At 65.2% G+C, this 21453-nt stretch carries 22 protein-coding genes and 1 other RNA gene; 14 read left to right on the forward strand and 9 right to left on the reverse strand.

Annotated features, from left to right (window positions below; translation table 11 throughout):
- The first annotated feature begins 119 nt into the window (after positions 1–119).
- Positions 120–896, forward strand: a complete 777-nt coding sequence (locus AB9K35_RS14330) for a Bax inhibitor-1/YccA family protein (protein ID WP_222453983.1) — start codon at positions 120–122, stop codon at positions 894–896.
- 94 nt (positions 897–990) lie between these two features.
- Complete coding sequence (locus tag AB9K35_RS14335) at positions 991–1464, forward strand: N-acetyltransferase family protein (RefSeq protein WP_369927085.1); 474 nt, start codon at positions 991–993, stop codon at positions 1462–1464.
- A gap of 464 nt (positions 1465–1928) precedes the next feature.
- Here the strand turns inward: AB9K35_RS14335 and rpmG are convergent, their stop codons facing one another.
- The 6 genes from rpmG to gatC form a co-directional block, all read right to left on the reverse strand.
- On the reverse strand, positions 1929–2096 hold the full coding sequence (gene rpmG, locus AB9K35_RS14340; RefSeq protein WP_008554190.1) for a 50S ribosomal protein L33: 168 nt from the start codon (positions 2094–2096) through the stop codon (positions 1929–1931).
- A gap of 118 nt (positions 2097–2214) precedes the next feature.
- An RNA gene (gene rnpB, locus AB9K35_RS14345) (RNase P RNA component class A) lies at positions 2215–2646 on the reverse strand.
- A gap of 116 nt (positions 2647–2762) precedes the next feature.
- The gene (locus tag AB9K35_RS14350; RefSeq protein WP_369927312.1) at positions 2763–3452 is read right to left on the reverse strand and encodes an N-acetylmuramoyl-L-alanine amidase; all 690 of its coding nucleotides are present in this window, start codon (positions 3450–3452) and stop codon (positions 2763–2765) included.
- Entirely contained in the window at positions 3449–4204 is a 756-nt protein-coding gene (locus AB9K35_RS14355; RefSeq protein WP_369927088.1) for a hypothetical protein, read from the reverse strand. Before AB9K35_RS14355 ends, AB9K35_RS14350 begins: the two co-directional genes overlap by 4 nt.
- A 41-nt stretch (positions 4205–4245) precedes the next feature.
- On the reverse strand, positions 4246–5733 hold the full coding sequence (gene gatA, locus AB9K35_RS14360; RefSeq protein ID WP_369927090.1) for an Asp-tRNA(Asn)/Glu-tRNA(Gln) amidotransferase subunit GatA: 1488 nt from the start codon (positions 5731–5733) through the stop codon (positions 4246–4248).
- 5 nt (positions 5734–5738) lie between these two features.
- Entirely contained in the window at positions 5739–6026 is a 288-nt protein-coding gene (gatC, locus tag AB9K35_RS14365; protein WP_019295734.1) for an Asp-tRNA(Asn)/Glu-tRNA(Gln) amidotransferase subunit GatC, read from the reverse strand.
- Positions 6027–6215: 189 nt separating this feature from the next.
- Between gatC and AB9K35_RS14370 the strand changes: the two genes are divergently transcribed.
- On the forward strand, positions 6216–6908 hold the full coding sequence (locus tag AB9K35_RS14370) for a metal-dependent hydrolase (RefSeq protein WP_369927092.1): 693 nt from the start codon (positions 6216–6218) through the stop codon (positions 6906–6908).
- A gap of 130 nt (positions 6909–7038) precedes the next feature.
- Here the strand turns inward: AB9K35_RS14370 and AB9K35_RS14375 are convergent, their stop codons facing one another.
- The 3 genes from AB9K35_RS14375 to AB9K35_RS14385 form a co-directional block, all read right to left on the reverse strand.
- Positions 7039–7662, reverse strand: coding sequence for a DNA-3-methyladenine glycosylase I (locus AB9K35_RS14375; RefSeq protein ID WP_369927094.1), 624 nt, complete (start codon positions 7660–7662; stop codon positions 7039–7041).
- Positions 7659–7952 (reverse strand): YciI family protein, encoded by a 294-nt coding sequence (locus AB9K35_RS14380; protein WP_222453989.1) that lies wholly within the window; start codon positions 7950–7952, stop codon positions 7659–7661. The genes AB9K35_RS14375 and AB9K35_RS14380 overlap by 4 nt, the downstream gene beginning before the upstream one ends.
- A gap of 303 nt (positions 7953–8255) precedes the next feature.
- Complete coding sequence (locus AB9K35_RS14385) at positions 8256–8705, reverse strand: nucleoside deaminase (protein WP_369927096.1); 450 nt, start codon at positions 8703–8705, stop codon at positions 8256–8258.
- A 61-nt stretch (positions 8706–8766) separates the two neighbouring features.
- Here AB9K35_RS14385 and AB9K35_RS14390 point away from each other — a divergent pair, with 61 nt between their 5' ends.
- The 11 genes from AB9K35_RS14390 to AB9K35_RS14440 all read left to right on the forward strand — a co-directional run bounded on the left by AB9K35_RS14390 (position 8767) and on the right by AB9K35_RS14440 (position 21399).
- Complete coding sequence (locus tag AB9K35_RS14390) at positions 8767–9873, forward strand: pseudouridine synthase (protein ID WP_369927098.1); 1107 nt, start codon at positions 8767–8769, stop codon at positions 9871–9873.
- A 174-nt stretch (positions 9874–10047) separates the two neighbouring features.
- Entirely contained in the window at positions 10048–10953 is a 906-nt protein-coding gene (locus tag AB9K35_RS14395; RefSeq protein ID WP_369927100.1) for a 5-bromo-4-chloroindolyl phosphate hydrolysis family protein, read from the forward strand.
- Positions 10954–10971: 18 nt separating this feature from the next.
- Positions 10972–12162 carry a toxic anion resistance protein gene (locus tag AB9K35_RS14400; RefSeq protein WP_369927102.1) on the forward strand — a complete coding sequence of 397 codons (1191 nt, stop codon included), beginning with the start codon at positions 10972–10974 and terminating at the stop codon, positions 12160–12162.
- Positions 12163–12249: 87 nt separating this feature from the next.
- Positions 12250–13107, forward strand: a complete 858-nt coding sequence (locus AB9K35_RS14405; RefSeq protein WP_369927104.1) for a DUF2927 domain-containing protein — start codon at positions 12250–12252, stop codon at positions 13105–13107.
- A 26-nt stretch (positions 13108–13133) separates the two neighbouring features.
- Entirely contained in the window at positions 13134–14324 is a 1191-nt protein-coding gene (locus AB9K35_RS14410; protein ID WP_369927106.1) for an SPFH domain-containing protein, read from the forward strand.
- Between the two features lie 74 nt (positions 14325–14398).
- Positions 14399–15514, forward strand: a complete 1116-nt coding sequence (locus AB9K35_RS14415) for a primosomal protein N' (replication factor Y) - superfamily II helicase (RefSeq protein WP_369927314.1) — start codon at positions 14399–14401, stop codon at positions 15512–15514.
- A gap of 46 nt (positions 15515–15560) precedes the next feature.
- On the forward strand, positions 15561–16007 hold the full coding sequence (gene dtd, locus AB9K35_RS14420; protein ID WP_369927108.1) for a D-aminoacyl-tRNA deacylase: 447 nt from the start codon (positions 15561–15563) through the stop codon (positions 16005–16007).
- 404 nt (positions 16008–16411) lie between these two features.
- Complete coding sequence (locus tag AB9K35_RS14425) at positions 16412–17995, forward strand: ABC transporter substrate-binding protein (protein ID WP_222453998.1); 1584 nt, start codon at positions 16412–16414, stop codon at positions 17993–17995.
- A gap of 1 nt (position 17996) precedes the next feature.
- On the forward strand, positions 17997–18953 hold the full coding sequence (locus AB9K35_RS14430) for an ABC transporter permease (RefSeq protein ID WP_369927110.1): 957 nt from the start codon (positions 17997–17999) through the stop codon (positions 18951–18953).
- Positions 18950–19765, forward strand: a complete 816-nt coding sequence (locus AB9K35_RS14435) for an ABC transporter permease (protein WP_222454000.1) — start codon at positions 18950–18952, stop codon at positions 19763–19765. The genes AB9K35_RS14430 and AB9K35_RS14435 overlap by 4 nt, the downstream gene beginning before the upstream one ends.
- A complete protein-coding gene (locus AB9K35_RS14440) occupies positions 19762–21399 on the forward strand; it encodes an ABC transporter ATP-binding protein (protein WP_369927112.1) in 1638 nt (545 codons plus the stop codon). Before AB9K35_RS14435 ends, AB9K35_RS14440 begins: the two co-directional genes overlap by 4 nt.
- The last annotated feature ends 54 nt before the right edge of the window (positions 21400–21453 follow it).

Below are 21453 nucleotides of genomic sequence, written 5' to 3' on the forward strand. Positions count from 1 at the left end.
TCCTCACCGGAAATACTTGAACCGCAACGCTTCAGGCCCGATATTCACGGGGAAAGCTGCGGCCTGTGTCCCCGGACCCGCGCCCGCAGCGAGGGAGTAGATTACGGAGACCACCTGAGATGGCACAATTCGACACCATCCGCTCTGCCGCGGGCGTCCGCACCGCGCAGATCGATGAGGGCCTGCGCGCCCACATGAACAAAGTCTACGGCACCATGTCCGTCGGCACGTTCATCACCTTCCTGGCCGCCTGGGCCATTTCCGGGCTCGCCGTGACCACAGATCCGGCCAATGCCGTGGCCCAGCTGAGCAGCGACAAGTACCTGACCAACCTCGGCTATGCGCTGTACGCCTCGCCGCTGAAGTGGGTCATTATGTTTGCGCCGCTGGCCTTCGTGTTCGGCATCGGAGCCGCGGCCAACCGCATGTCGGCAGCCGGCGTGCAGCTGCTGTTCTACACCTTTGCAACCGTGATGGGCCTGTCGATCAGCTCGATCTTCCTGGTGTTCACCGGTGAAAGCATCGTGCAGGTGTTCCTGGTCACCTCGATCGCCTTCGCAGGGCTGTCGCTGGTCGGCTACACCACCAAGAAGGACCTGTCCGGCATGGGTGCCTTCCTGATCATGGGTCTGATCGGCCTGATCGTGGCCTCGATCGTCAACATCTTCCTGGCTTCCTCGGCCATGGCGTTCGCGATCTCGGTCATCGGCGTGCTGATCTTTGCAGGCCTCACCGCCTATGACACCCAGCGCATCAAGAACGAGTACATCCAGCACGCCCACATGGGCGACCAGGAGTGGCTGGCGAAATCCGCGATCATGGGCGCACTGAGCCTGTATCTGGACTTCATCAACATGTTCATGATGCTGCTCCAGCTGCTGGGCAATCGCGAATAAGCGACCGGCACAATCCACAACAGCGGGGGCGGATCTGAAACGATCCGCCCCTTTTTTTATTTTCAACAACGCGACAGTCAGAAAGTAATTTCAGATGCAGCTCATCGAAATCCCACCAGCCGGAGCAAAACGCCTGCTCCCGTTGTTGCAGGACCTGCACACCCTGCACGCCACCCACCAGCCCGATCGCCATACCGCCGCCCCTGCCGAGGCGGATCTCGAAGCCTGGCTGACGGATTGGCTGGCTGACGACAGCGTCACCGCAGTGGCGGCAGAAAGCCCGCAGGGCAGCTTGCTGGGCTACGCACTGTATCAGATCGAAACACGCCCCATGCTGCCGGTACGTCCAGCGGAGACCCGCGCCATGCTGCACCATATCGCCGTCCGCAAGAACTGGCGCCGGATGGGCGTCGGCCAGGCGCTGGTGGCCGCGGTGAAGGCGCGTGCAATACAGGCTGGCGCAACCGTCGTTGCAACCACCTATGCGCCCTTCAACACGGCCTCTGCCGGGCTGATGCGTTCGATGGGGCTGGAGCCGGTTTTGACCCTTGCGGAATGGCGCGCCTGAGCAGACCCACCAAACAGTCGCCCTGAGCCGCCTTGCAACGCCACAGGCAGGGCGATCAGCCCCTGTACCCCTCCAGCCACATTTGCCGCCGCTGACGGCGCTGCTCAGCGGCCACGGACGCCGGGCGAGAGCTGACCGGCCCCGTGCCCCCGTCCGCGGCCAAGGGCTGGACCGCAATCGCGGCTGGCAAAGGCACGCTCTGCCCCGGCTCAAAAGAGCTGGACACCGGCGCGCCGATCCCACCTATCGCCACTGCAAAAACGAAAACTCGCACAGCCCACCCCCAGTCTGCTCAACATCCCACAAGGCAGACGTTAGGCGGACAATGCGGCACAAAGATGCCGACGGCCGTGGCCGACACGGGCCAGGGGCGGAGAACTTGCGGACAAGTTTAACAGACCGCAAACGCAAAACGGGCCGCGGCAACCGCGACCCGTTCTGAAAAATCGTCCCGAGGGGAAGGCTTACTTGATTTTGCCTTCCTTGTACTCGACGTGCTTGCGGACAACCGGGTCGTACTTCCGCACGACCATCTTTTCGGTCATGGTGCGGGCGTTCTTCTTGGTGACATAGAAGTGGCCGGTGCCCGCGCTCGAGTTCAGGCGGATCTTGATGGTGGTCGGCTTCGCCATGGTGCTTCTCCTGCGTCCGGAAAGGCTGCAAGCCTCTCGGTAAATTCCTGTCTGAAGCCCGGCTTTTACCCGCCCCAGCCCCCAAGTCAATAGGATTCTCCCCGGCGTCGGGGGATTTATGCACAGAAGGCCTATAAGCCGGATCCTGTCCCCCCTGCCCCGAAAGGCAGGGCTCGATGACCATTCATCTGGGCGACGCATTGCTGCGCCGCTCTAGCTGCCAACCCGGTCCCTCTCGGCTGAAGCGAACCTAGCGGCGGTTTTCCGGAAACCCGGAACCTGCCCGCGCGGGGACCCTATTTGGCATTGCTCCCGGTGGGGCTTGCCGTGCCGCCCCTGTTGCCAGGGGCGCGGTGGGCTCTTACCCCACCGTTTCACCCTTACCCGCGCGGGCTGATCCCTTGGCGAACCGCAGGGCCGGCGGGCGGTCTGTTTTCTGTGGCGCTTTCCGTCGGGTCTCCCCGCCCGGGCGTTACCCGGCACCGTTGCTTCATGGAGTCCGGACTTTCCTCGCGGGGTTTGCACCCCACGCGGCCATCCAGCCTTCTGTGCGCTCCGAGGGGTAGAAACAATGCCCCGTGGCGTCAAGCGGATAGTTCGGCATGGCGGGCGCGCCCCGATAGCCCCTGCGGGCGACCGCCCGCGGAGCGCAGAGCCGCGCAGCGGTCAGGCGACGCCAGACGTGCCGGGAAGTGCAGCAAAGTCCTCTGCCGCCAGCGCACCCCTGCCCCACGGGCGGAAACGCAGGCGCACCGCCTGCAGCAGTGCCTCGTCCTGCACCGGAGCGGTAAAGCCCACGGCCCGGGCAGCGGCGCGAAAGGCGGTCATGTCTGCGCTGGTCGGCGCTGCGCCGCCGCCACCGAACGGAGCCGCCAGACCCTGGCGCGCCAGCCGCGCCCAGTCAAATCGCGGACCCGGATCAGACTTGCGCCCAGGCGCCATACAGCTATGGCCGATGACCCCCGCCGCCGGAATCTGCCAACGGTCCATGATGCCACGCATCAGCGCCTCCAGCCGGTCCATCTGGACGGCGCTGAACGGATGATTGCCGCGGTTGTCGAGCTCGATCCCGATGGAGCGGGAATTTACATCGTCCTGCCCCCGCCATTCGCCCGCACCGGCATGCCAGGCACGCTCGGCTTCGGCCACCAGCTGCCAGATCCTGCCATCTGCCGCGATCAGATAATGCGCCGAGACTTCACTCGCGGGATCGCACAACCGTTGCAGGGCCGCTTCAGCGCTCTCCATCGCGGTGTAATGCAGCACGATCAGCGACGGCTTCAGGCCGCCCCGACGCGGGCCGAAGTTGGGACTGGGGCACCACAGCGCCCCCTCGGCGTCGGCCCGGCAGGTCAGTTCTGCACCGCCTGCCGGTACGGGGCCGGATCCCAGTCGCAGGCATAGCCATCGCCGTCCGGGTCCAGCGCCTGCCGGTCGCGTTTGGGGCCACCGCCTTCGAGAAAGGCGATCTGGGCCTGATCCGGCGAGGCAAAGGCCGCGCAGTTTCGTTCATGTCGCGCGGCAAGATTCAGGCCGGAGCGGCTGTAGACACGCACGCCCTTGGGGTTGGAGGTGCTGAGCGCGTAGCGCACGATATTGGGGCCGGTATCCGCATCCCGCTCGGGCAACGACGTGGGCTGTACCAGCCGGTACTGCGCCCGCTGGCGTTCCAGCCGGGCCGCGTCGCTTTCGATCGTCTGACGCGCGGCGACGGCCTCGAAATCATTTTCATCCGAGATCCCCCCATTCCCCGCCAATGGCGGCGCCGGGTTGGCCGGGCTGGCCTCGAGCGGGGCAACGCCCGAGTTGGCCCGGCTTGCAGCCAGGGCCGCGGCTGTCTCCCGGGCGAGGTCGGCGTCGCTGCTGCTCGCGTCGTCAACGGCCGCCACGCCGCCGCCGGTCTGCCCCTCCCCCGCCTCGTAGGGCGTGCTGGACACCCGCGCGGGCGGCACCAGCGGATCGCCGTTGATGGTGGTGCCGACGGCAGGCGGTGGCGCGAAGGGATCACCATCGATGCCAACGCCTGCGGCGCTGTCGGGAACCTGGGGGGAACAGGCAGCCATGACCAGAAGGCTGCCTGCAACGGCGTGAGATGCGAATGCGCGCATGGGGTTACCTGTCTGCTCTGCTCAATTGCTGAGGCGGAGGTTTACCACCATTGCTGAGGCTTGGCTACAAAGCCCGCCGCAGACTCCAGCGCATAGGCAGTGTTCAGCAGATCGCCCTCTTCCCACGGCTTGCCGATCAGCTGCAGACCCAACGGCAAGCCCTTGGAATCCAGGCCCGCAGGCACTGCGATACCGGGCAGGCCAGCCAGGTTCACGGTCACGGTGAAGACGTCGTTCAGGTACATCTGCACCGGATCCGCTTCCGTCATCTCGCCGAGGCCGAACGCAGCCGAAGGGGTGGCCGGGGTCAGGATCGCATCGACACCGGCGGCAAAGGCCTCCTCGAAGTCCTTCTTGATCAGGGTGCGCACCTTGCGGGCGCGGTTGTAGTAGGCGTCGTAGAAGCCGGCCGACAGCACGTAGGTGCCAACCATGACCCGGCGCTGCACCTCGGGACCGAAGCCTTCGGCGCGGGTCTTCTCGTACATCTCGGTGATGCCGTCACCTGCTTCCAGCGTCGCGCGATGGCCGTAGCGCACACCGTCGTAGCGCGCGAGGTTCGAGGAGGCTTCCGCCGGGGCGATCACGTAATACGCAGGCAGGGCGTATTTGGTGTGCGGCAGGGAAATGTCGACGATCTCGGCACCGGCGGCCTTCAGCATCTCGGCGCCATCGGCCCAGAGCTTGCTGATTTCCTCGGGCATGCCGTCCATGCGGTATTCCTTGGGGATACCGATCTTCTTGCCGCGGATGTCGCCCGTCAGCATCGCCTCGAAATCCGGGACCGGCAGGTCGGCAGAGGTCGAATCCTTGGGATCGTGGCCACACATCGCCTCGAGCATGATCGCCGCGTCGCGCACCGATTTGGTCATCGGCCCGGCCTGATCAAGCGAGGAGGCAAAGGCCACCACACCCCAGCGCGAGCAGCGGCCGTAGGTGGGCTTGATGCCGACGGTGCCGGTAAAGGCCGCAGGCTGGCGGATCGAGCCGCCGGTGTCGGTGCCGGTGGCCGCGAGGCACAGGTCCGCCGCCACGGCAGCAGCCGAGCCGCCGGAGGAGCCGCCCGGGGTCAGCTGGGCGTCGTCGCCATCGCGCCGCCACGGGCTGACCGCGTTGCCATAGGCCGAGGTCTCGTTCGAGGAGCCCATGGCGAATTCATCCATGTTCAGCTTGCCCAGCATCACCGCGCCGGCGTCAACCAGCTGCTGCGAAACGGTGGATTCATACTCGGGCTTGAACCCCTTGAGGATGTTGGACGCCGCCTGGCTGTCCACGCCCTTGGTGCAGAACAGGTCCTTGATGCCAATCGGCAGGCCGCACATCGACGGCGCGGCGCCCGCCTTGATGCGCTTATCCGCCGCGCGGGCGCGTTCCAGCGCAATGTCCGGCGTCTTGTGAACGAAAGCGTTCAGCGCATCGGCTGCATCGATGGCCTTCAGGCAGGCCTCGGTCAGCTCGACGGAGGTGGTGTCGCCCTTGCGCAGCGCGTCGCGGGCCTCTGCCAGGCCCAGTTTGTTCAGATCGCTCATGTCTCTTACTCCACAACCTTGGGCACTGCGAAAAAGCCTTCGCGGGCGTCCGGCGCATTGGCCAGGACCTTGTCCTGCTGGCTGCCGTCGGTCACTTCATCCTTGCGACGCTTGAGCCGCTGCGGGGTGACGGAGGTCATCGGCTCAACGCCCTCGACATCCACCTCGTTCAGCTGCTCGATGAAGCCCAGGATGTTGTTGAATTCGTCTGCCAGCGCCGGCAGCGCGTCATCCTCGACCTTAATCCGGGCCAGTTTGGCCACCTTGGCGGCGGTGCTTTGGTCAATCGACATGGAAACCCTCATCTCGTGTTGGGTAGGCATTTACCGCCGCAAGGGGCGCGCCGCAAGCCTGCAAGGGCGCAGCGGCACATCTCCCCGGCGCAACGGTGAATTTCGCAGCCCTTGCGCATTCCATTTGCGGCGCGGCCTGATAGGCTGGCGCCGGATTTCGCAACCTCCGACAGCAAGAGGATTTTGGCAATGAAAGTGATTTGGCTGGGGCATGGCTCCTTTCGCATGGAAACCGCAGGCCTGGTGCTGCTGGTGGACCCGTGGCTGACCGGCAACCCGGTGCTGCCCGAAGACCAGCACGAGGCGGCGATCGCGGGCGCCACCCATATCGTGCTGACCCATGTGCATTTCGACCACGTGGTCGACGTGCTGCCGCTGGCCAGGCGGCTGGGGGTGCCGGTGGTCGGGCAATACGACCTGATGGGGCTGTGGGCGGAGACCGAAGGGGTTGAGACCATCGGCTTCAACAAGGGCGGCACGGTGGACCTGGGTGGTGTGCAGCTGTCGATGGTGCCCGCCTCGCACAGCTCGACCTTCTCGACGCCCGAGGGGCTGCGCACCGGCGGCAGCGAAGTGGGTTACATGATCCACGCCGAGGGCAAGACCATCTACCTGTCGGGCGATACCGACATCATGGCAGACATGGACTGGATGGGCGATTTCTACAAACCGGAGGTGGGCATCCTGTCGGCAGGCGGGCATTTCACCATGGACATGAAGGGCGCGGCCTATGCGGCCAGGCGCTATTTCAATTTCAAAACGGTGATCCCCTGCCATTACAAGAGCTTCCCGATCCTGGAGCAGGACGCCAAGGCGCTGATCGACGGGCTGCCGGGCGTCGAGGTGATCGAGCCAGAGGTGATGACGCCCATCGAGATCTGAACCGGGCCTGCCGCAGAACGCGCGGGACCGCCAAGGGCGCGCGCCCTCCCGCCCGGCGCTGGATCTGCAGGGCAGATCCGCGCCCGTTGGGCCCAGCGCCGGGCCTTGGCGGCCCGGCGCGGCACCTGTGTCAGTCGGCGGACTTCAGTTGCGGCGGCGTGAATGCCGCGCGGGCAGCCGCAGCCCGCTCGCGGCAGATGCAGCCGCAGGCATGATCATTCACCAGCCCCATCGCCTGCATGAATGCAAAGGCGGTGGTGGGGCCGACAAATTTCCAGCCGCGTTTCTTCAGCGCCCTGGCCAGCGCGACCGACTGCGGCGTGGTCGAAACCGTCTGCGGTTCCGGCAGATCCTCGGGGGCGGGCTCGAAACTCCAGAAAAACGCGGCCAGCGAGCCTGCCTCGGAGACCAGTTCCTGCGCGCGGGCGGCATTGTTGATCACCGCCTCGATCTTGCCGCGGTGGCGGACGATGCCCTTGTCCTGCAACAGCCGCGCGACATCCGACGCGCCGAAACCCGCCATCACGTTGAAATCGAACCCGGCGAAGGCGGCGCGGAAATTCTCGCGCTTGTCCAGAATGGTGCGCCAGCTGAGGCCGGACTGGAAACTCTCAAGGCAGACTTTCTCGAACAGGCGGATGTCATCGCCCACGGGATAGCCCCATTCCTCGTCATGGTAGCGCAGGAAATCCGGCGCCGACGCAGCCCAGCCGCAGCGCGGCTGACCATCGGGCGCGGTGTAGATCCGGCTCACTCGCCGCCCCGCAGGAAATCAAGCCGGGGATCCATCATGGTGGGTGCCACGCCGATGATTTCCGGCTCCACCACGCCTCCGGTCACGAAGGGATCCTTTGCGATGCGGGCGGCAAGCTCGTCCTCGGTTTCACCAACGGCAAGGATCGCGCCGCCCTCGCCATCCGTCATCGAGCCGGCCGCGAGGAAGACCCCGTCCTCGAACCCCTGCTGAAGCCAGGCCTTGTGCGCCTCAAGAAACTCGGCCAGCCGATCCTTCTGGGCGGCAAATGAGAGCAGAATGAAATACATATGTGTCTCCTGTGATGTGAACCAATCGGGGCACAGCGCTGGCGTATCCTCCCCCCGCCCCCGGCACTGCGTCGGCGCGACTGCTGATCGCGAGCCGACAGGTGCAGCGCACGCGCATCGGGCTGCGCCCCTGCAACAGCCGCCCGCAGCCTCGGGGATGCGGTTTCAGGACGCCCTGGCCGCTGGCGGCGCCACGACAGCTCCCAAGGCACGCGACATGGGTCTCGATAGGGCAAACAACCCCATGCCACAACAGTCCACAACAGGAATGGCCATTGCCGAGCCCACCCGCTGGTTTCGCGTTCAGCGCTTCCGGGCAAAGAAATCCTTCAGCAAGGCGCTCGCCTCGGCCTCGGCAATGCCCTCGTAGACCTCGGGGGCGTGATGCGCCTGCGGGTGCGAGAAGACGCAGGCGCCATGGGCCACGCCGCCGGACTTGGGGTCGGAGGCTCCGTAGTACACCCGCCGGATACGCGCGGCAGCAATGGCGGCGGCGCACATCGCGCAAGGTTCCAGCGTCACATAAAGGTCAAAACCGGTCAGCCGCTCGCTACCCAGCTGGGCGCAGGCTTCGCGGATGGTCAGGATCTCGGCATGGGCGGTGGGGTCGTTCAGCTCCCGCGTGCGGTTGCCGGCCAGCGCGGCCACCTGCCCGTCGGGCGCGATCAGCGCGGCCCCCACCGGCACCTCGCCCCGGCGCGCGGCGGCCCGCGCCTGCTCCAGCGCCTTGTCCATATGCGATTTGAACGTCATGCCTCTTCCTGCCCGCGATTGCGCGCTTTCGCAAGGCGGCGGAATGTTCTATGGCAGCCTTATGAGCAAAACACCCGCATCCCCGAAGGGCAAACCGGCCCCGAAAGCCGCAGCAGGCAAAGCGCCCGCTGCAAATCCGACTGACGGCAAAGCTGCCGAGGGCGACCGCATCGCCAAGGTGCTGTCGCGCGCTGGCGTGGCCTCGCGCCGCGAGGCCGAGCGGATGATCGCCGAAGGGCGCGTGTCGGTAAACGGCAAGAAGATCGACAGCCCGGCGCTGAACGTGACGGCACGAGACCGCATCAGCGTCGACGGCCAGCCCCTGCCCGAAGCGGAGGCGCCGCGGATGTGGCTGTATTACAAGCCGATCGGGCTGGTGACCACGACCAGCGACGAAAAGGGCCGCAAGACGATTTTCGACGAACTGCCCGAGGATATGCCGCGGGTCATGACGGTCGGGCGGCTGGACCTGAACTCGGAAGGGCTGCTGCTGCTGACCAATGACGGGGCCATCAAGCGCAAGCTGGAGCTGCCCTCGACCGGCTGGATGCGGCGCTACCGGGTGCGCATAAATGGCCGTCCGCGCGACGAAGATTTTGCGCCGCTGCGCAAAGGAGCGGTGATCGACGGGGAAAAATTCCAACCGATGACGGTGACGCTGGACCGCCAGCAAGGCGCCAATGCCTGGCTGACGGTGGGACTGCGCGAAGGCAAGAACCGTGAAATCCGCCGCGCGATGGAACATGTGGGTTTCACCGTGAACCGGCTTTTGCGGGTGTCCTACGGGCCATTTCAACTTGGCGAGCTGAAACCCGGCGAGGTCGAGGAGCTGCGCCCGCGCGTGGTGCGCGACCAACTGGGCTTGGAACCGGAGGAGGCCGCCCCGACCGCGCGTCCGACCCGCGCCCGTGGCAAGCCAGGCGCCAAACCGGGGCGCAGGCCGGGCAGCGCGCCCCAGGACAAGGCAACTGGTGGCGCAGGCAAACCGGGCGGACGCCCCGACGGCAAGCGGGGCGACAAACCGGTGCGCGCCCCGGGCGGAAAACCCGCCGCGCCATCGACCGGCCGCCGTCCGGCCCCCGGCGGCCGCGGCACCCCCAAAGGCACAGGACGCCCGGCGCACCCCGGCGGCGCAAAGCCCCCGGGTGGCAAGAAACCCCGGCGCTGAGACAATTGCGGCAGACTTCCCCCTAGCAAGATCGCAACCTATCCCCTAGGTTTCCAATTAGTTAATCGCTTTTGGCTGCTTTGGGGGATGCTCGCGTGCAGAAAATTGCCTTCGTCGCCTTGTTGATCCTTCTGCTGGGGCTTGGCACCGGTTGGATCGTGGGGGGCTGATCGGATGGCACAGCGCTACGGCGGCAAATACAGTCCCGATACGAAAACCACGGAGGCGTCCCAGCCCAAGGGCACGCCTGCGGCGCGACGCCCGGCACGGGTGCAGGTCGATCCCGTCGGTCTGCGTGCCAACCTGATGTTTGTTCCACCGGCGCTGCTGACGCTGCTGTCCCTGACCGACGGCGCCACCGGGCTCGCACTCGGGCTGGTGGGCGCGCTGTCGTGGACCGGCGCGGCGCTGCTGCTGCGCGAGGGGTTGAAAGCCGAAGCCGCTTACCAGGCACGCAAGGTCGCGCGCCGCCCCGCCCTGCCCCGCAAGATTCTGGCCGCGGTCCTGTCCGGCGGCGGCGCGGCGCTGGCCGCGGCCAAGGGCGATCCCAGCATCGTGACAATGGCGCTCTACGGCCTCGCGGCCGCCGGGCTGCATCTCGCGGCTTTTGGCCTTGACCCCTTGCAGGACAAGGGCGCCGAGGGGGTTGACGAGTTTCAACGCTCCCGCGTGGCCCGTGCCGTCGACGAGGCCGAAGCCAACCTGTCGGCGATGACGCAGGCCGTGCAGCGCACCCGCGACCGGCAGCTCGAAGCACGGGTGGAACAGTTCCAGGCCATTGCCCGCGAGTTGTTCCGCACCGTCGAAGAGGACCCGCGCGATCTCACCGCCGCGCGCAAGTATCTGACCGTCTATTTGCGGGGCGCAAAGGATGCTACTGTGAAATTCGCCGACATCTATGACCGCAGCGGCGATCAGCAGGCCCGCATCGATTACCTGGCTCTGCTGGACGATCTGGAACAGAATTTCGCCGCCCGCACCCGCAAGCTGCTGGTTGAGGATCGCACGGATCTGACCGTTGAAATCGACGTGCTGCGCGACCGCCTGCAGCGTGAAGGGGTCCACCTGGACCGGAACTGATGAGTGAGGAAGCCATTTATGTCCCAAGCAATTCAAACCAAGGCCGCTGAGGCCGAAACTCTGGTTCAGGAAGTCACCGCCACCCAACTGCCCGAGCCCAAGGCCGAGGTGCAGAGGCTGGAGGAGGCCGATGCCGAAACCTCCGAGGCGATCCGCAAGCGGATGGACCAGATCGATATGGCCGATACCAACTCGATCATCCACTTCGGCTCCGACGCGCAGGCGGAGTTGCAGACCATCAGTCAGGCGATGCTGGCGGATGTGCGCAACAAGGACGTGGGCCCGGCTGGCGACAGCCTGCGCAACATCGTCACCACCATTCGCGGCTTCTCGGTGTCGGAACTGGACATGCGCCGCAAGCCCTCCTTCTGGGAGCGCCTGCTGGGCCGCGCCGCGCCCTTTGCCAAGTTCACCGCCCGCTATGAAACCGTGCAGGAGCAGATCGACAAGATCACCGATGACCTGCTGGGCCATGAACACACGCTGCTGAAGGACATCAAGTCGCTGGACCTGCTGTATGAAAAGACGCTGGAGTTCTACGACGAGCTGGCGCTTTACATCGCCGCGGGCGAGGCCAAGCTAGCCGAGCTGGACGGCACCGCCATCCCCGCCAAGGAGGCCGAGGTGCAGGCGGCGCCCGAAGGCGACCAGGTGATGAAGGCGCAGGAATTGCGCGATCTGCGGGCCGCGCGCGACGACCTGGAGCGCCGGGTGCATGACCTGAAGCTGACCCGCCAGGTCACCATGCAGTCGCTGCCCTCGATCCGGTTGGTGCAGGAGAACGACAAGTCGCTGGTGACCAAGATCAACTCGACCCTGGTGAACACCGTGCCGCTGTGGGAGACCCAGCTGGCGCAGGCGCTGACCATCCAGCGTTCGGCGCAGGCAGCCGCTGCCGTGCGCGATGCCAACGACCTGACCAACGAACTGCTGACCTCGAACGCCGCCAACCTGCGCCAGTCGAACGAGATGATCCGGCAGGAGATGGAGCGCGGCGTGTTTGACATCGAAGCGGTGAAACAGGCCAACGCGGATCTGATCGGCACCATCCAGGACAGTCTCAAGATCGCCGACGAGGGCAAGGCCAAGCGCGCCGCCGCCGAGGCCGAGCTGCAGAAGATGGAAGCCGAGCTGCGCGACACGCTGGCCGCCGCCAAGGCCCGTCGGGACGGGGTGGGCGACAATGCCGGCACCGCGGTGCCGGGCTGAGCCATGCGGCGGGTCGCGGCACATAGGTCTGTGCTCGGTCGCAGCGCCGCCCTTGGCGCTCTGGTTGCGACGGCGGGCTGTCTTCCGATGTCAAAACCGGAGTCGCTGGTACCGCGCCCGCGCCCGGCCACGCTGCAACCGGCGGTCTACGAACCCTCCGCCGACAGCGCCCAGCTGGCTTATTACTACCAGACCCTGCAACGGGACCTGCTGACCCGCGGGTTGCTGCGCACCGATGGCGGCGGGCCGGACACCCCCTACGACGCCGAGGATCTGGCCGAGAGCTTTGAAGCGCTGGCCTTCTACGATGAATACGGTGGCTCCGACGTGGCCGGGGAACTGGGGCGCTGGGACAAGCCCGTGCGCATCGCAGCCGAGTTCGGCCCCTCGGTTCCGATGTCCCAGCGCGACGCCGACCAGCAGATGCTGGGCGACTATGCGGCGCGGCTGGCGCGGATCACCCGGCACCCGATCAGCATGGTCAGCAGCCGCGCCAATTTCCACGTGATCTTCGCCAGCCTCGACGACAGCGCCTTTGTCGCCGAGCGGGTGCGCGAGCTGCTGCCCTCGATCAGCGCCAAGGACCTGTCGCTGCTGGCCGCCCCGCCGCGCAACTACTACTGCCTGGTGATTGCCGGTGGGCCGCAAGAGGACCCGCTCTCCTACAGCCACGGCGTGGCCCTGATCCGCGCCGAGCACCCCGACCTGGTGCGCAAAAGCTGCGTGCATGAGGAAGTCGCACAAGGCCTGGGTCTTCGCAACGACAGCCCGCGGGCACGGCCTTCGATCTTCAACGATGACGACGAATTCGCCCTGCTGACCAGTTTCGACGAGAAGCTGCTGCAGATGCTGTATGATCCAAGACTGAAGACGGGCATGCGTGCCGAGGACGCCCGCCCGATCGTTCGCATCCTCGCCCGCGAGGCGACCGGCCGCGACCTGTAGGCCGCCACATCAAGAGGACCTGACTGATGGGTATTTTCGATTTTCTCAAGGGTGAATTCATCGATGTCATTCACTGGGTGGATGATACCCATGACACGATGGTCTGGCGGTTCGAGCGCGAAGGCCACGCGATCAAATATGGCGCCAAGCTGACGGTGCGCGAGGGCCAGGCGGCGGTTTTCGTGCATGAGGGCCAGCTGGCGGATGTCTTCACCCCCGGTCTCTACATGCTGGAGACCAACAACATGCCGATCATGACGACGCTGCAGCACTGGGACCACGGCTTCCAGTCGCCGTTCAAGTCCGAGATCTATTTCGTCGACACCACCCGTTTCAGCGATCTGAAATGGGGCACCAAGAACCCGATCATCTGCCGCGACCCCGAATTCGGCCCGGTGCGGCTGCGCGCCTATGGCACCTACACGATCAAGGTGGCGGACCCTGCCCGCTTCCTGACCGAGATCGTCGGCACCGACGGTGAATTCACCATGGACGAGATCTCCTTTCAGATCCGCAACATCATCGTGCAGGAGTTCTCCCGCGTGGTGGCAGGCAGCGGTATCCCGGTCCTCGACATGGCCGCCAACACCGCCGATCTGGGCAAGCTGGTGGCGGCAGAGATCTCCGGTACGCTGGCAGAATACGGCCTGATGATGCCCGAGCTTTACATCGAGAACATCTCGCTGCCGCCGGCAGTGGAGGAGGCATTGGACAAGCGCACCCAGATGGGCGTGCTCGGCGATCTGGGCCGCTACACCCAGTTTTCTGCCGCAGAGGCGATGACGGCGGCTGCCCGGACTCCAAACAGCGGCATGGGCGCCGGAATGGGTATGGGCATGGGTATGGCGATGGCCCAGCAGATGGCGCAACAGATGGCACCGGGTGCAGCGGGTCAGCCTTCGGGCCCCTGGGGCGCCCGTCCCGCCCCCGCTGCGGCGGCCCAGGCCGCGCCTGCCGCAAGGCCGCAAACCGCCCCGGTGGCACCGCCGCCGCCCCCGGTGGAGCACGTCTGGCACATCGCTGTCGACGGTCAGACCTCCGGGCCGTTCTCCAAGGCCCGCATGGGGCGCATGGCGCAGGATGGCACCCTGACCCGCGACACCCATGTGTGGACGCCCGGGCAGGATGGCTGGAAGCGGGCCGGGGACGTGATCGAACTGGCACAGCTGTTCACCATTCTGCCGCCGCCCCCGCCTCCGCCGCCACCCGCGGGCTGACCCTCGCCATCTTGCTGCTGCCCCTGCCCGACTTTCGACTGCCCCTTGCCTGACAGGTACGCCCGACCGTGACGATGCCGCCGCCGCCGATTGCGCCCGAAACCGCCGCCGAAACCACCCACCGCTTTCCCTGCGAGAATTGCGGCGCGGATTACACCTATGATCCGGCCACCGGCCAGCTGACCTGTGCGCATTGCGGCCATACCGACCGCATTCGCAGCGGCCCCTGGAAGGGGTCCGCGCTGAAGGAGCTGGATTTTCACGCCGCGGTGGCGGAGCAGCTGCCCGAGATCGAAACCGAAGTCACCCGGGTCAGCACCTGTCCCAACTGCGCCGCCCAGGTAGAGTTCGACCCTCAGACCCACGCCCGGGAATGCCCCTTTTGCGCAACACCGGTGGTCACGGACACGGACGAGAGCCGACAGATCAAGCCCAAGGCTGTGCTGCCCTTCGCCATAACCGAACGCCTGGCGCATCAGGCGATGAGCAATTGGCTGAGGCAACTGTGGTTCGCGCCCAGCGGGCTGAAGCAATATGCCCGCAAGGGGCGGCGCATGCAGGGCATCTATGTGCCCTATTGGACCTATGACGCCCAGACCCGCAGCACCTACCGCGGAGAGCACGGCACGGTGTATTACGTCACCGAGCGTGTCCAGCGCAATGGCCGCACCGAAACCCGCCAGATCGCCAAGGTGCGCTGGCGCCCCGTGGCGGGACGGGTACAGCGCTTCTTTGACGATGTTCTGGTCCTCGCCTCGCGAAGCCTGCCGAAACGCTACACCGACGCGCTGGATCCCTGGGACCTGTCGCAACTGGAGCCTTACCAGCCGCAATACCTGGCCGGGTTCCGGGCCGAGGCCTATGGCGTGGACCTGGAAACGGGTTTTGCCGAAGCCCGCCAGCGGATGGACCGGGTGATCGAGCGGGACGTGCGGTTTGACATCGGCGGCGACCGCCAGCGCATCCACGCGATCGACACGCAGGTCTCGGACGTCACCTTCAAACATATCCTGCTGCCTGTCTGGCTGGCCGCCTACAAGTACCGTGGCAAGACCTATCGCTTTGTCGTCAACGGCCAATCCGGCAAGGTTCAGGGCGAACGCCCCTATTCCGCCATCAAGATTGCCCTTGCTGCGCTGGCGGCCGCGATCGTGGTTGCAGCGGTCGCCTATTTGGCTGGACAACAGTAGATCGTCTCGCCACAAAGCCCGGGACACCAACACAGAGAGCCTGAGCATGCGCGCTTTGATACAAAGGGTTACAGAAGCCTCGGTCACGGTAGACAATGAGGTCTGCGGCGAAATCGGCCCCGGCCTGCTGGTCCTGGTCTGCGCCATGCACGGCGACGATGAGGCGGCGGCCGAGCAACTGGCTGCGAAAATCGCCAAGCTGCGCATCTTCAAGGACGAGGCCGGACGGATGAACCGCTCGGTGCTGGACACCGGCGGCAGCGTTCTGGTCGTCAGCCAGTTCACCCTGGCAGCGGATACCCGCAGCGGCAACCGTCCCGGCTTTTCGCAGGCTGCCCCGCCGGTGGAGGGCCAACGCCTCTACCTGCATTTCGCCGAAGCCGTGCGGCAGCAGGGCCTGACCGTCGCCACCGGCCGCTTTGGCGCCGACATGAAGGTGGCGCTGGTCAATGACGGGCCGGTGACCATCTGGCTGGATACCGCACAGCGCTGAACCGCCCGGTGGCCGCTGTGACCGGATCGAAGCAAGGTGACTCGCGTCGGGGTCAACAGGTCGGGTTCAGGCGTGGCGCGCCCATGTTTGCGGCAACATTTTGGCAACCCCAGGTTGCGAGCTGGCGACGTCAGCGCAATTAAATTAAGCGTTTGCGGCTCCGTAGGGTAAAAAAATTCTGGTCGCATTCCGGCCGGAAATTTGATTTACACGCCGCACGACAATCTGAATACGGCACCTAACCACACAAAGGCGACGCGCTGCGATTTCGCCATGACTCTGCATGTGCGCCCCCTCCGGGGCCGCCGCGAATAATCCTTGCGAGGCTGCGGCAAATGCGCAAATCTTGAACCATCAATTAAAAAACGGGTGTTTACAGCACCTAATCAAACCGGGAGATCCTCATGAACAGACACATCCAGTATCTGGCCAGCCAGGCCGTGGCAGGCAAGCTGTCGCGTCGCGAATTCCTGGGCAAGGCCGCGGCTCTGGGCTTTACCGCCGTGTCCGCCAATCTTGTCCTCGCCAACAGCGCCCGCGCGGCCGGTCCCCAGACAGGCGGCACCCTGCGTATGGGTCTGCAAGGCGGCTCGACCACGGACAGCCTCGATCCGGCTTTGGTCACCAACACCGCTGGCCTGATGATCACCCGCCTCTGGGGCGAAACCCTGGTCGAACTGGCCGAGGACGGCGGCATCGAGGGCAAGTTGGCCGAAAGCTACGAGGCTTCGGCGGACGCCAAGACCTGGACCTTCAAACTGCGCCCCGGCGTGACCTACTCGAACGGGCAGAACGTGACCGCTGACGACGTGGTCAAAACCATGGAGCGCCACAGCGGCGAAGACACCAAGTCTGGCGCCCTGGGCATCATGCGCGGTATCAAGGATGTGCGCGCGGACGGTGACACCGTGGTCTTCGAACTGGACAGCCCGAATGCCGACCTGCCCTATCTGCTGGCCGATTATCACCTGATCATCCAACCGGGTGGCGGCGTCGATGACCCGGCCGCAGCCATCGGTACCGGCCCCTACATCATCAAGTCCGCCGACATGGGCGTGCGCGTGGTGGCCGAGAAGAACCCCAACTACTGGGGCGATCTGGGCTATGCCGAGACCGTGGAAATCATCGTCATCAACGACGACACCGCCCGTGTTGCGGCACTGCAGTCCGGCCAGGTGGACGTCATCGACCGGGTGCCGCCGCGCACCGCGAAACTGGTCGACCGCGCGCCCAACATCACCGTGCATTCGACCTCGGCGGCAGGCCATTACGTGTTCATCATGCACTGCAATACGGCCCCGTTCGACAACAACGACCTGCGGATGGCGCTGAAATACGGCATCAACCGTCAGGAAATGGTCGACAAGATCCTGAACGGCTACGGCACCGTCGGCAACGACACCCCGATCAACGCCTCCTATCCGATGTACACCGAGCTGGAGCAGCGCACCTTCGATCCCGACAAGGCGATGCACCACCTGAAGAAGTCGGGTCACGACGGCTCCATCCTGCTGCGGACCTCCGACAACTCCTTCCCCGGTGCGCCGGATGCGGCGGCACTGTTCCAGCAGTCGCTGTCCAGCGCCGGCATCAAGCTGGACGTCAAGCGCGAGCCGAATGACGGGTACTGGTCGGAAGTGTGGAACAACAAGCCCTTCTGCACCAGCTACTGGGGCGGCCGTCCGACCCAGGACCAGATGTTCACCACCGCCTATCTGTCGACTGCCGACTGGAACGACACCCGCTTCAACAACGAGCAGTTCGACCAGATGCTGATCGCCGCCCGCGGCGAGCTGGACGTGGCCAAGCGGACCCAGATGTACGCCGACATGTCGACGATCCTGCGCGACGAAGGCGGTCTGATCTGCCCGATGTTCAACGACTTCGTCGAAGCGACCGGCGACCGCGTGGACGGGTTCGTGGCAGGCATGCCGGGGCAGGTTCTGATGAACGGCTACGCCGCCAGCAAGATGTGGGTCAAAGCCTAAGATGTCCCCAATCGTGAAACTTCTGGCTCAGCGCATCGCGCTGAGCCTACTTCTTCTGTTGCTCATCTCGGCGGTGATCTTCGCCGGGACCATCGTCCTTCCGGGGGATGTGGCCCAGTCCATTCTCGGCCAGTCCGCAACCCCTGAAGCCCTGGCCAACCTGCGCGCCGAACTGGGCGTCAACGACCCGCCGGTTGAGCGCTATTTCTCTTGGCTGTTCGGTGCGATCCAAGGCGATCTCGGCACCGCATTGACCAGCGGACAGGACATTGCCGAAGCACTGAGCAACCGGTTCTGGAATACCCTGTTCCTGGCTTTCTGGGCCGCCGTGGTTGCGGTGCCGCTGGCCATCTTTCTCGGCCTGCTGGCCGTCCGCTACAAGGACCGCTGGCCGGACAAGCTGATCTCTGCCGTCACGCTCGCCTCGATCTCGATCCCCGAATTCCTGATCGGCTATGTGCTGATGTATTTCATCGCGGTGAAACTGCGCTGGTTCCCCTCGGTCGCGATGATCAACGACAGCATGAGCCTGCTGGACAAGCTGAGCGCGATCGCGCTGCCCGTCGCCGTGCTGACGCTGGTGGTGCTGGCGCATATGATGCGCATGACCCGCGCCGCGATCCTCAACGTGATGCAGTCGGCGTATATCGAGACCGCCGAGCTGAAGGGCCTCAATGCCTTTCAGGTGATCTTCCGTCATGCCTTTCCAAACGCGATCGCGCCGATCGTCAACGTGGTGATGCTGAACCTCGCCTATCTGGTGGTCGGGGTCGTGGTGATCGAAGTGGTCTTTGTTTACCCCGGCATGGGCCAGTATCTGGTCGACCATGTCTCCAAGCGTGACGTGCCCGTGGTGCAGGCCTGCGGCCTGATCTTTGCCGCGGTCTATATCGGCCTCAACATGATTGCCGACATCGTCGCCATCCTGAGCAACCCGCGTCTGAGGCATCCGAAATGAAGAATATCCCCATTTCCGCACTCGTCGGGCTGTTTTTCACCGCCCTCTATTTTCTCGGGGCCATCTTTGCTCCGCTGCTGGCGCCCTATGGAGTCGGCGAAATTGTCGGCGACGTCTGGGAGCCCTCCAGCGCCGACTACCTGCTGGGCACCGACAATATCGGCCGCGACCTGCTGAGCCGGATGATCTACGGTGGCCGCACCACCATCTTCATCGCCTCTGCCGCGACGGTTCTGTCGTTCACACTGGGCTCCGTGCTGGGTTTCTTTGCCGCCGTGATGGGCGGCTGGGTCGACCAGATGCTCTCGCGCTTCGTCGATCTGGCGATGTCCATCCCGACGCTGATCTTCGCACTGGTGGTGCTGTCGGTGGCACCGGTGACCATTCCGATGCTGATCATCGTGATGGGCCTTCTGGATTCCACCCGCGTCTACCGTCTGGCCCGCGCCGTCGCGGTGGATATCGAGGTCATGGACTTTGTCGAGGCAGCCCGCCTGCGCGGCGAGAAAACCGCCTGGATCATCTTCCGCGAGATCCTGCCCAACGCGCTGTCGCCGCTCATCGCCGAGATGGGCCTGCGCTTCATCTTCGCGGTGCTGTTCGTCTCCACCCTGTCCTTCCTGGGCCTGGGTGTGCAACCGCCCGAGGCTGACTGGGGCGGCATCGTGAAGGAGAACAAGGAAGGCATCGTCTATGGCATCCCGGCGGCGCTGATCCCGGCCTTTGCCATCGCCACGCTGGCGATCTCGGTGAACCTGGTCGCCGACTGGGTGCTGAACCGGACAACCTCGCTGAAAGGAGGCCGCGGATGAGCGATACCCTGTTGAAAGTCCGCGACCTGAAGATCGGCGCGACCGTCTACCCGCCGGGGGAGAAGCCCCGCGACATCGAGATCGTGCACGGGGTCAGCTTTGACCTCGCGCCCGGCAAGGTGTTGGGGCTGATCGGTGAATCCGGGGCCGGCAAATCCACCATTGGCCTTGCTTCCATGGCCTATGGCCGCGGCGGCGTGAAGATCACCGGCGGCGAGGTCTGGGTGAACGGCCGCGACATCCTCAAGTCCAAGCTCGGCGATATCCGCCGCTTGCGCGGCGGCGAGGTCACCTATGTGTCGCAATCGGCGGCCGCGTCCTTCAATCCGGCCAAGAAGATCATGGACCAGGTGGTGGAAGCCGCCGTCGAGCAGAAGAAGTTCTCCCGCAAGGAGGCCGAGGCCCGTGCGCGCGCGCTGTTTGCCAAGCTGGGCTTGCCGGATCCGGACAACATCGGCGACCGCTACCCGCACCAGGTGTCGGGCGGCCAGCTGCAGCGCTGCATGACGGCGCTGGCGCTCTGTCCCGAGCCGGACCTGGTGGTGTTCGACGAGCCGACGACGGCGCTGGACGTGACCACCCAGATCGACGTGCTGATGGCGATCAAGGAAGCCATCCGCGACACTGGCGTTGCGGCGCTTTACATCACCCATGACCTCGCGGTTGTGGCGCAGGTGAGCGATGACATCATGGTGCTGAAGATGGGCAACACGGTCGAATACGGCCCTGTTGACCAGATCATCAACAACCCGCAGGAGGAGTACACGCAGGCGCTGGTCTCCGTCCGTTCCATCGAGCACGAGGAAAAATCGCCAACCGAGGAGCCGGTGCTGAGCGTGCGCAACATCACCGCGCGCTACAAGGGCACCCAGTTCGACGTGCTGCACAACGTGAACGTCGACCTGTATCCCGGCCAGACCCTGGCCGTGGTGGGGGAGTCCGGCTCCGGCAAATCGACGCTGGCCCGGGTGATTACCGGCCTTCTGCCGCCGCGCGAGGGGGAAATCGAGTTCGCCGGTCGCGTCCTGTCGCCCGACCTCAAGGGCCGCACCCGCGAGGACCTGCGCGAGCTGCAGATGATCTACCAGATGGCCGATGTGGCGATGAACCCGCGCCAGACGGTGGGCACCATCATCGGCCGACCGCTGGAGTTCTACTTTGGCCTGCGCGGCGCGGAAAAGCGCAAGCGGATCATCGAACTGCTGGACGAGATCGAGCTGGGCGAAAAATTCATTGATCGCTACCCGGCGGAACTCTCCGGCGGCCAGAAGCAGCGTGTCTGCATCGCCCGCGCCCTGGCGGCAAAGCCCAAGATGATCATCTGCGACGAGGTCACCTCGGCGCTGGACCCCCTGGTGGCGGACGGCATCCTCAAGCTGCTGTTGGAGCTGCAGAAAATCGAGGATGTCGCCTACCTGTTCATCACCCACGACCTGGCCACGGTGCGGGCGATCTCCGACAACATCGCGGTGATGTACCAGGGCAAGGTGCAGCGCTACGGCGGCAAGAGCCAGGTGCTCAGCCCGCCGTTCGACGACTACACCGACCTGCTGCTCAACTCGGTGCCGGAAATGCGGCTGGGCTGGCTGGAAGAGGTCATCGCCAACCGCAAAATGGAGAGCGCCGGCAACTGACGCCGCCAGCAGGAATTCAGGCTGATGGCCCCTGCCCCGCTTGCGCGGCGGGGG

The organism is Leisingera sp. XS_AS12, assembly GCF_041224635.1.
Taxonomy (GTDB): Bacteria; Pseudomonadota; Alphaproteobacteria; order Rhodobacterales; family Rhodobacteraceae; genus Leisingera.

Coding starts and splice junctions, on each gene's coding strand:
- AB9K35_RS14330 (WP_222453983.1), top strand. CDS start 120: ATGGCACAATTCGACACCATCCGCTCTGCCGCGGGCGTCCGCACCGCG.
- AB9K35_RS14335 (WP_369927085.1), top strand. CDS start 991: ATGCAGCTCATCGAAATCCCACCAGCCGGAGCAAAACGCCTGCTCCCG.
- rpmG (WP_008554190.1), bottom strand. CDS start 2,096: ATGGCGAAGCCGACCACCATCAAGATCCGCCTGAACTCGAGCGCGGGC.
- AB9K35_RS14355 (WP_369927088.1), bottom strand. CDS start 4,204: ATGCGCGCATTCGCATCTCACGCCGTTGCAGGCAGCCTTCTGGTCATG.
- gatA (WP_369927090.1), bottom strand. CDS start 5,733: ATGAGCGATCTGAACAAACTGGGCCTGGCAGAGGCCCGCGACGCGCTG.
- gatC (WP_019295734.1), bottom strand. CDS start 6,026: ATGTCGATTGACCAAAGCACCGCCGCCAAGGTGGCCAAACTGGCCCGG.
- AB9K35_RS14370 (WP_369927092.1), top strand. CDS start 6,216: ATGAAAGTGATTTGGCTGGGGCATGGCTCCTTTCGCATGGAAACCGCA.
- AB9K35_RS14380 (WP_222453989.1), bottom strand. CDS start 7,952: ATGTATTTCATTCTGCTCTCATTTGCCGCCCAGAAGGATCGGCTGGCC.
- AB9K35_RS14385 (WP_369927096.1), bottom strand. CDS start 8,705: ATGACGTTCAAATCGCATATGGACAAGGCGCTGGAGCAGGCGCGGGCC.
- AB9K35_RS14390 (WP_369927098.1), top strand. CDS start 8,767: ATGAGCAAAACACCCGCATCCCCGAAGGGCAAACCGGCCCCGAAAGCC.
- AB9K35_RS14395 (WP_369927100.1), top strand. CDS start 10,048: ATGGCACAGCGCTACGGCGGCAAATACAGTCCCGATACGAAAACCACG.
- AB9K35_RS14400 (WP_369927102.1), top strand. CDS start 10,972: ATGTCCCAAGCAATTCAAACCAAGGCCGCTGAGGCCGAAACTCTGGTT.
- AB9K35_RS14405 (WP_369927104.1), top strand. CDS start 12,250: ATGTCAAAACCGGAGTCGCTGGTACCGCGCCCGCGCCCGGCCACGCTG.
- AB9K35_RS14410 (WP_369927106.1), top strand. CDS start 13,134: ATGGGTATTTTCGATTTTCTCAAGGGTGAATTCATCGATGTCATTCAC.
- AB9K35_RS14415 (WP_369927314.1), top strand. CDS start 14,399: ATGCCGCCGCCGCCGATTGCGCCCGAAACCGCCGCCGAAACCACCCAC.
- dtd (WP_369927108.1), top strand. CDS start 15,561: ATGCGCGCTTTGATACAAAGGGTTACAGAAGCCTCGGTCACGGTAGAC.
- AB9K35_RS14425 (WP_222453998.1), top strand. CDS start 16,412: ATGAACAGACACATCCAGTATCTGGCCAGCCAGGCCGTGGCAGGCAAG.
- AB9K35_RS14430 (WP_369927110.1), top strand. CDS start 17,997: ATGTCCCCAATCGTGAAACTTCTGGCTCAGCGCATCGCGCTGAGCCTA.
- AB9K35_RS14435 (WP_222454000.1), top strand. CDS start 18,950: ATGAAGAATATCCCCATTTCCGCACTCGTCGGGCTGTTTTTCACCGCC.
- AB9K35_RS14440 (WP_369927112.1), top strand. CDS start 19,762: ATGAGCGATACCCTGTTGAAAGTCCGCGACCTGAAGATCGGCGCGACC.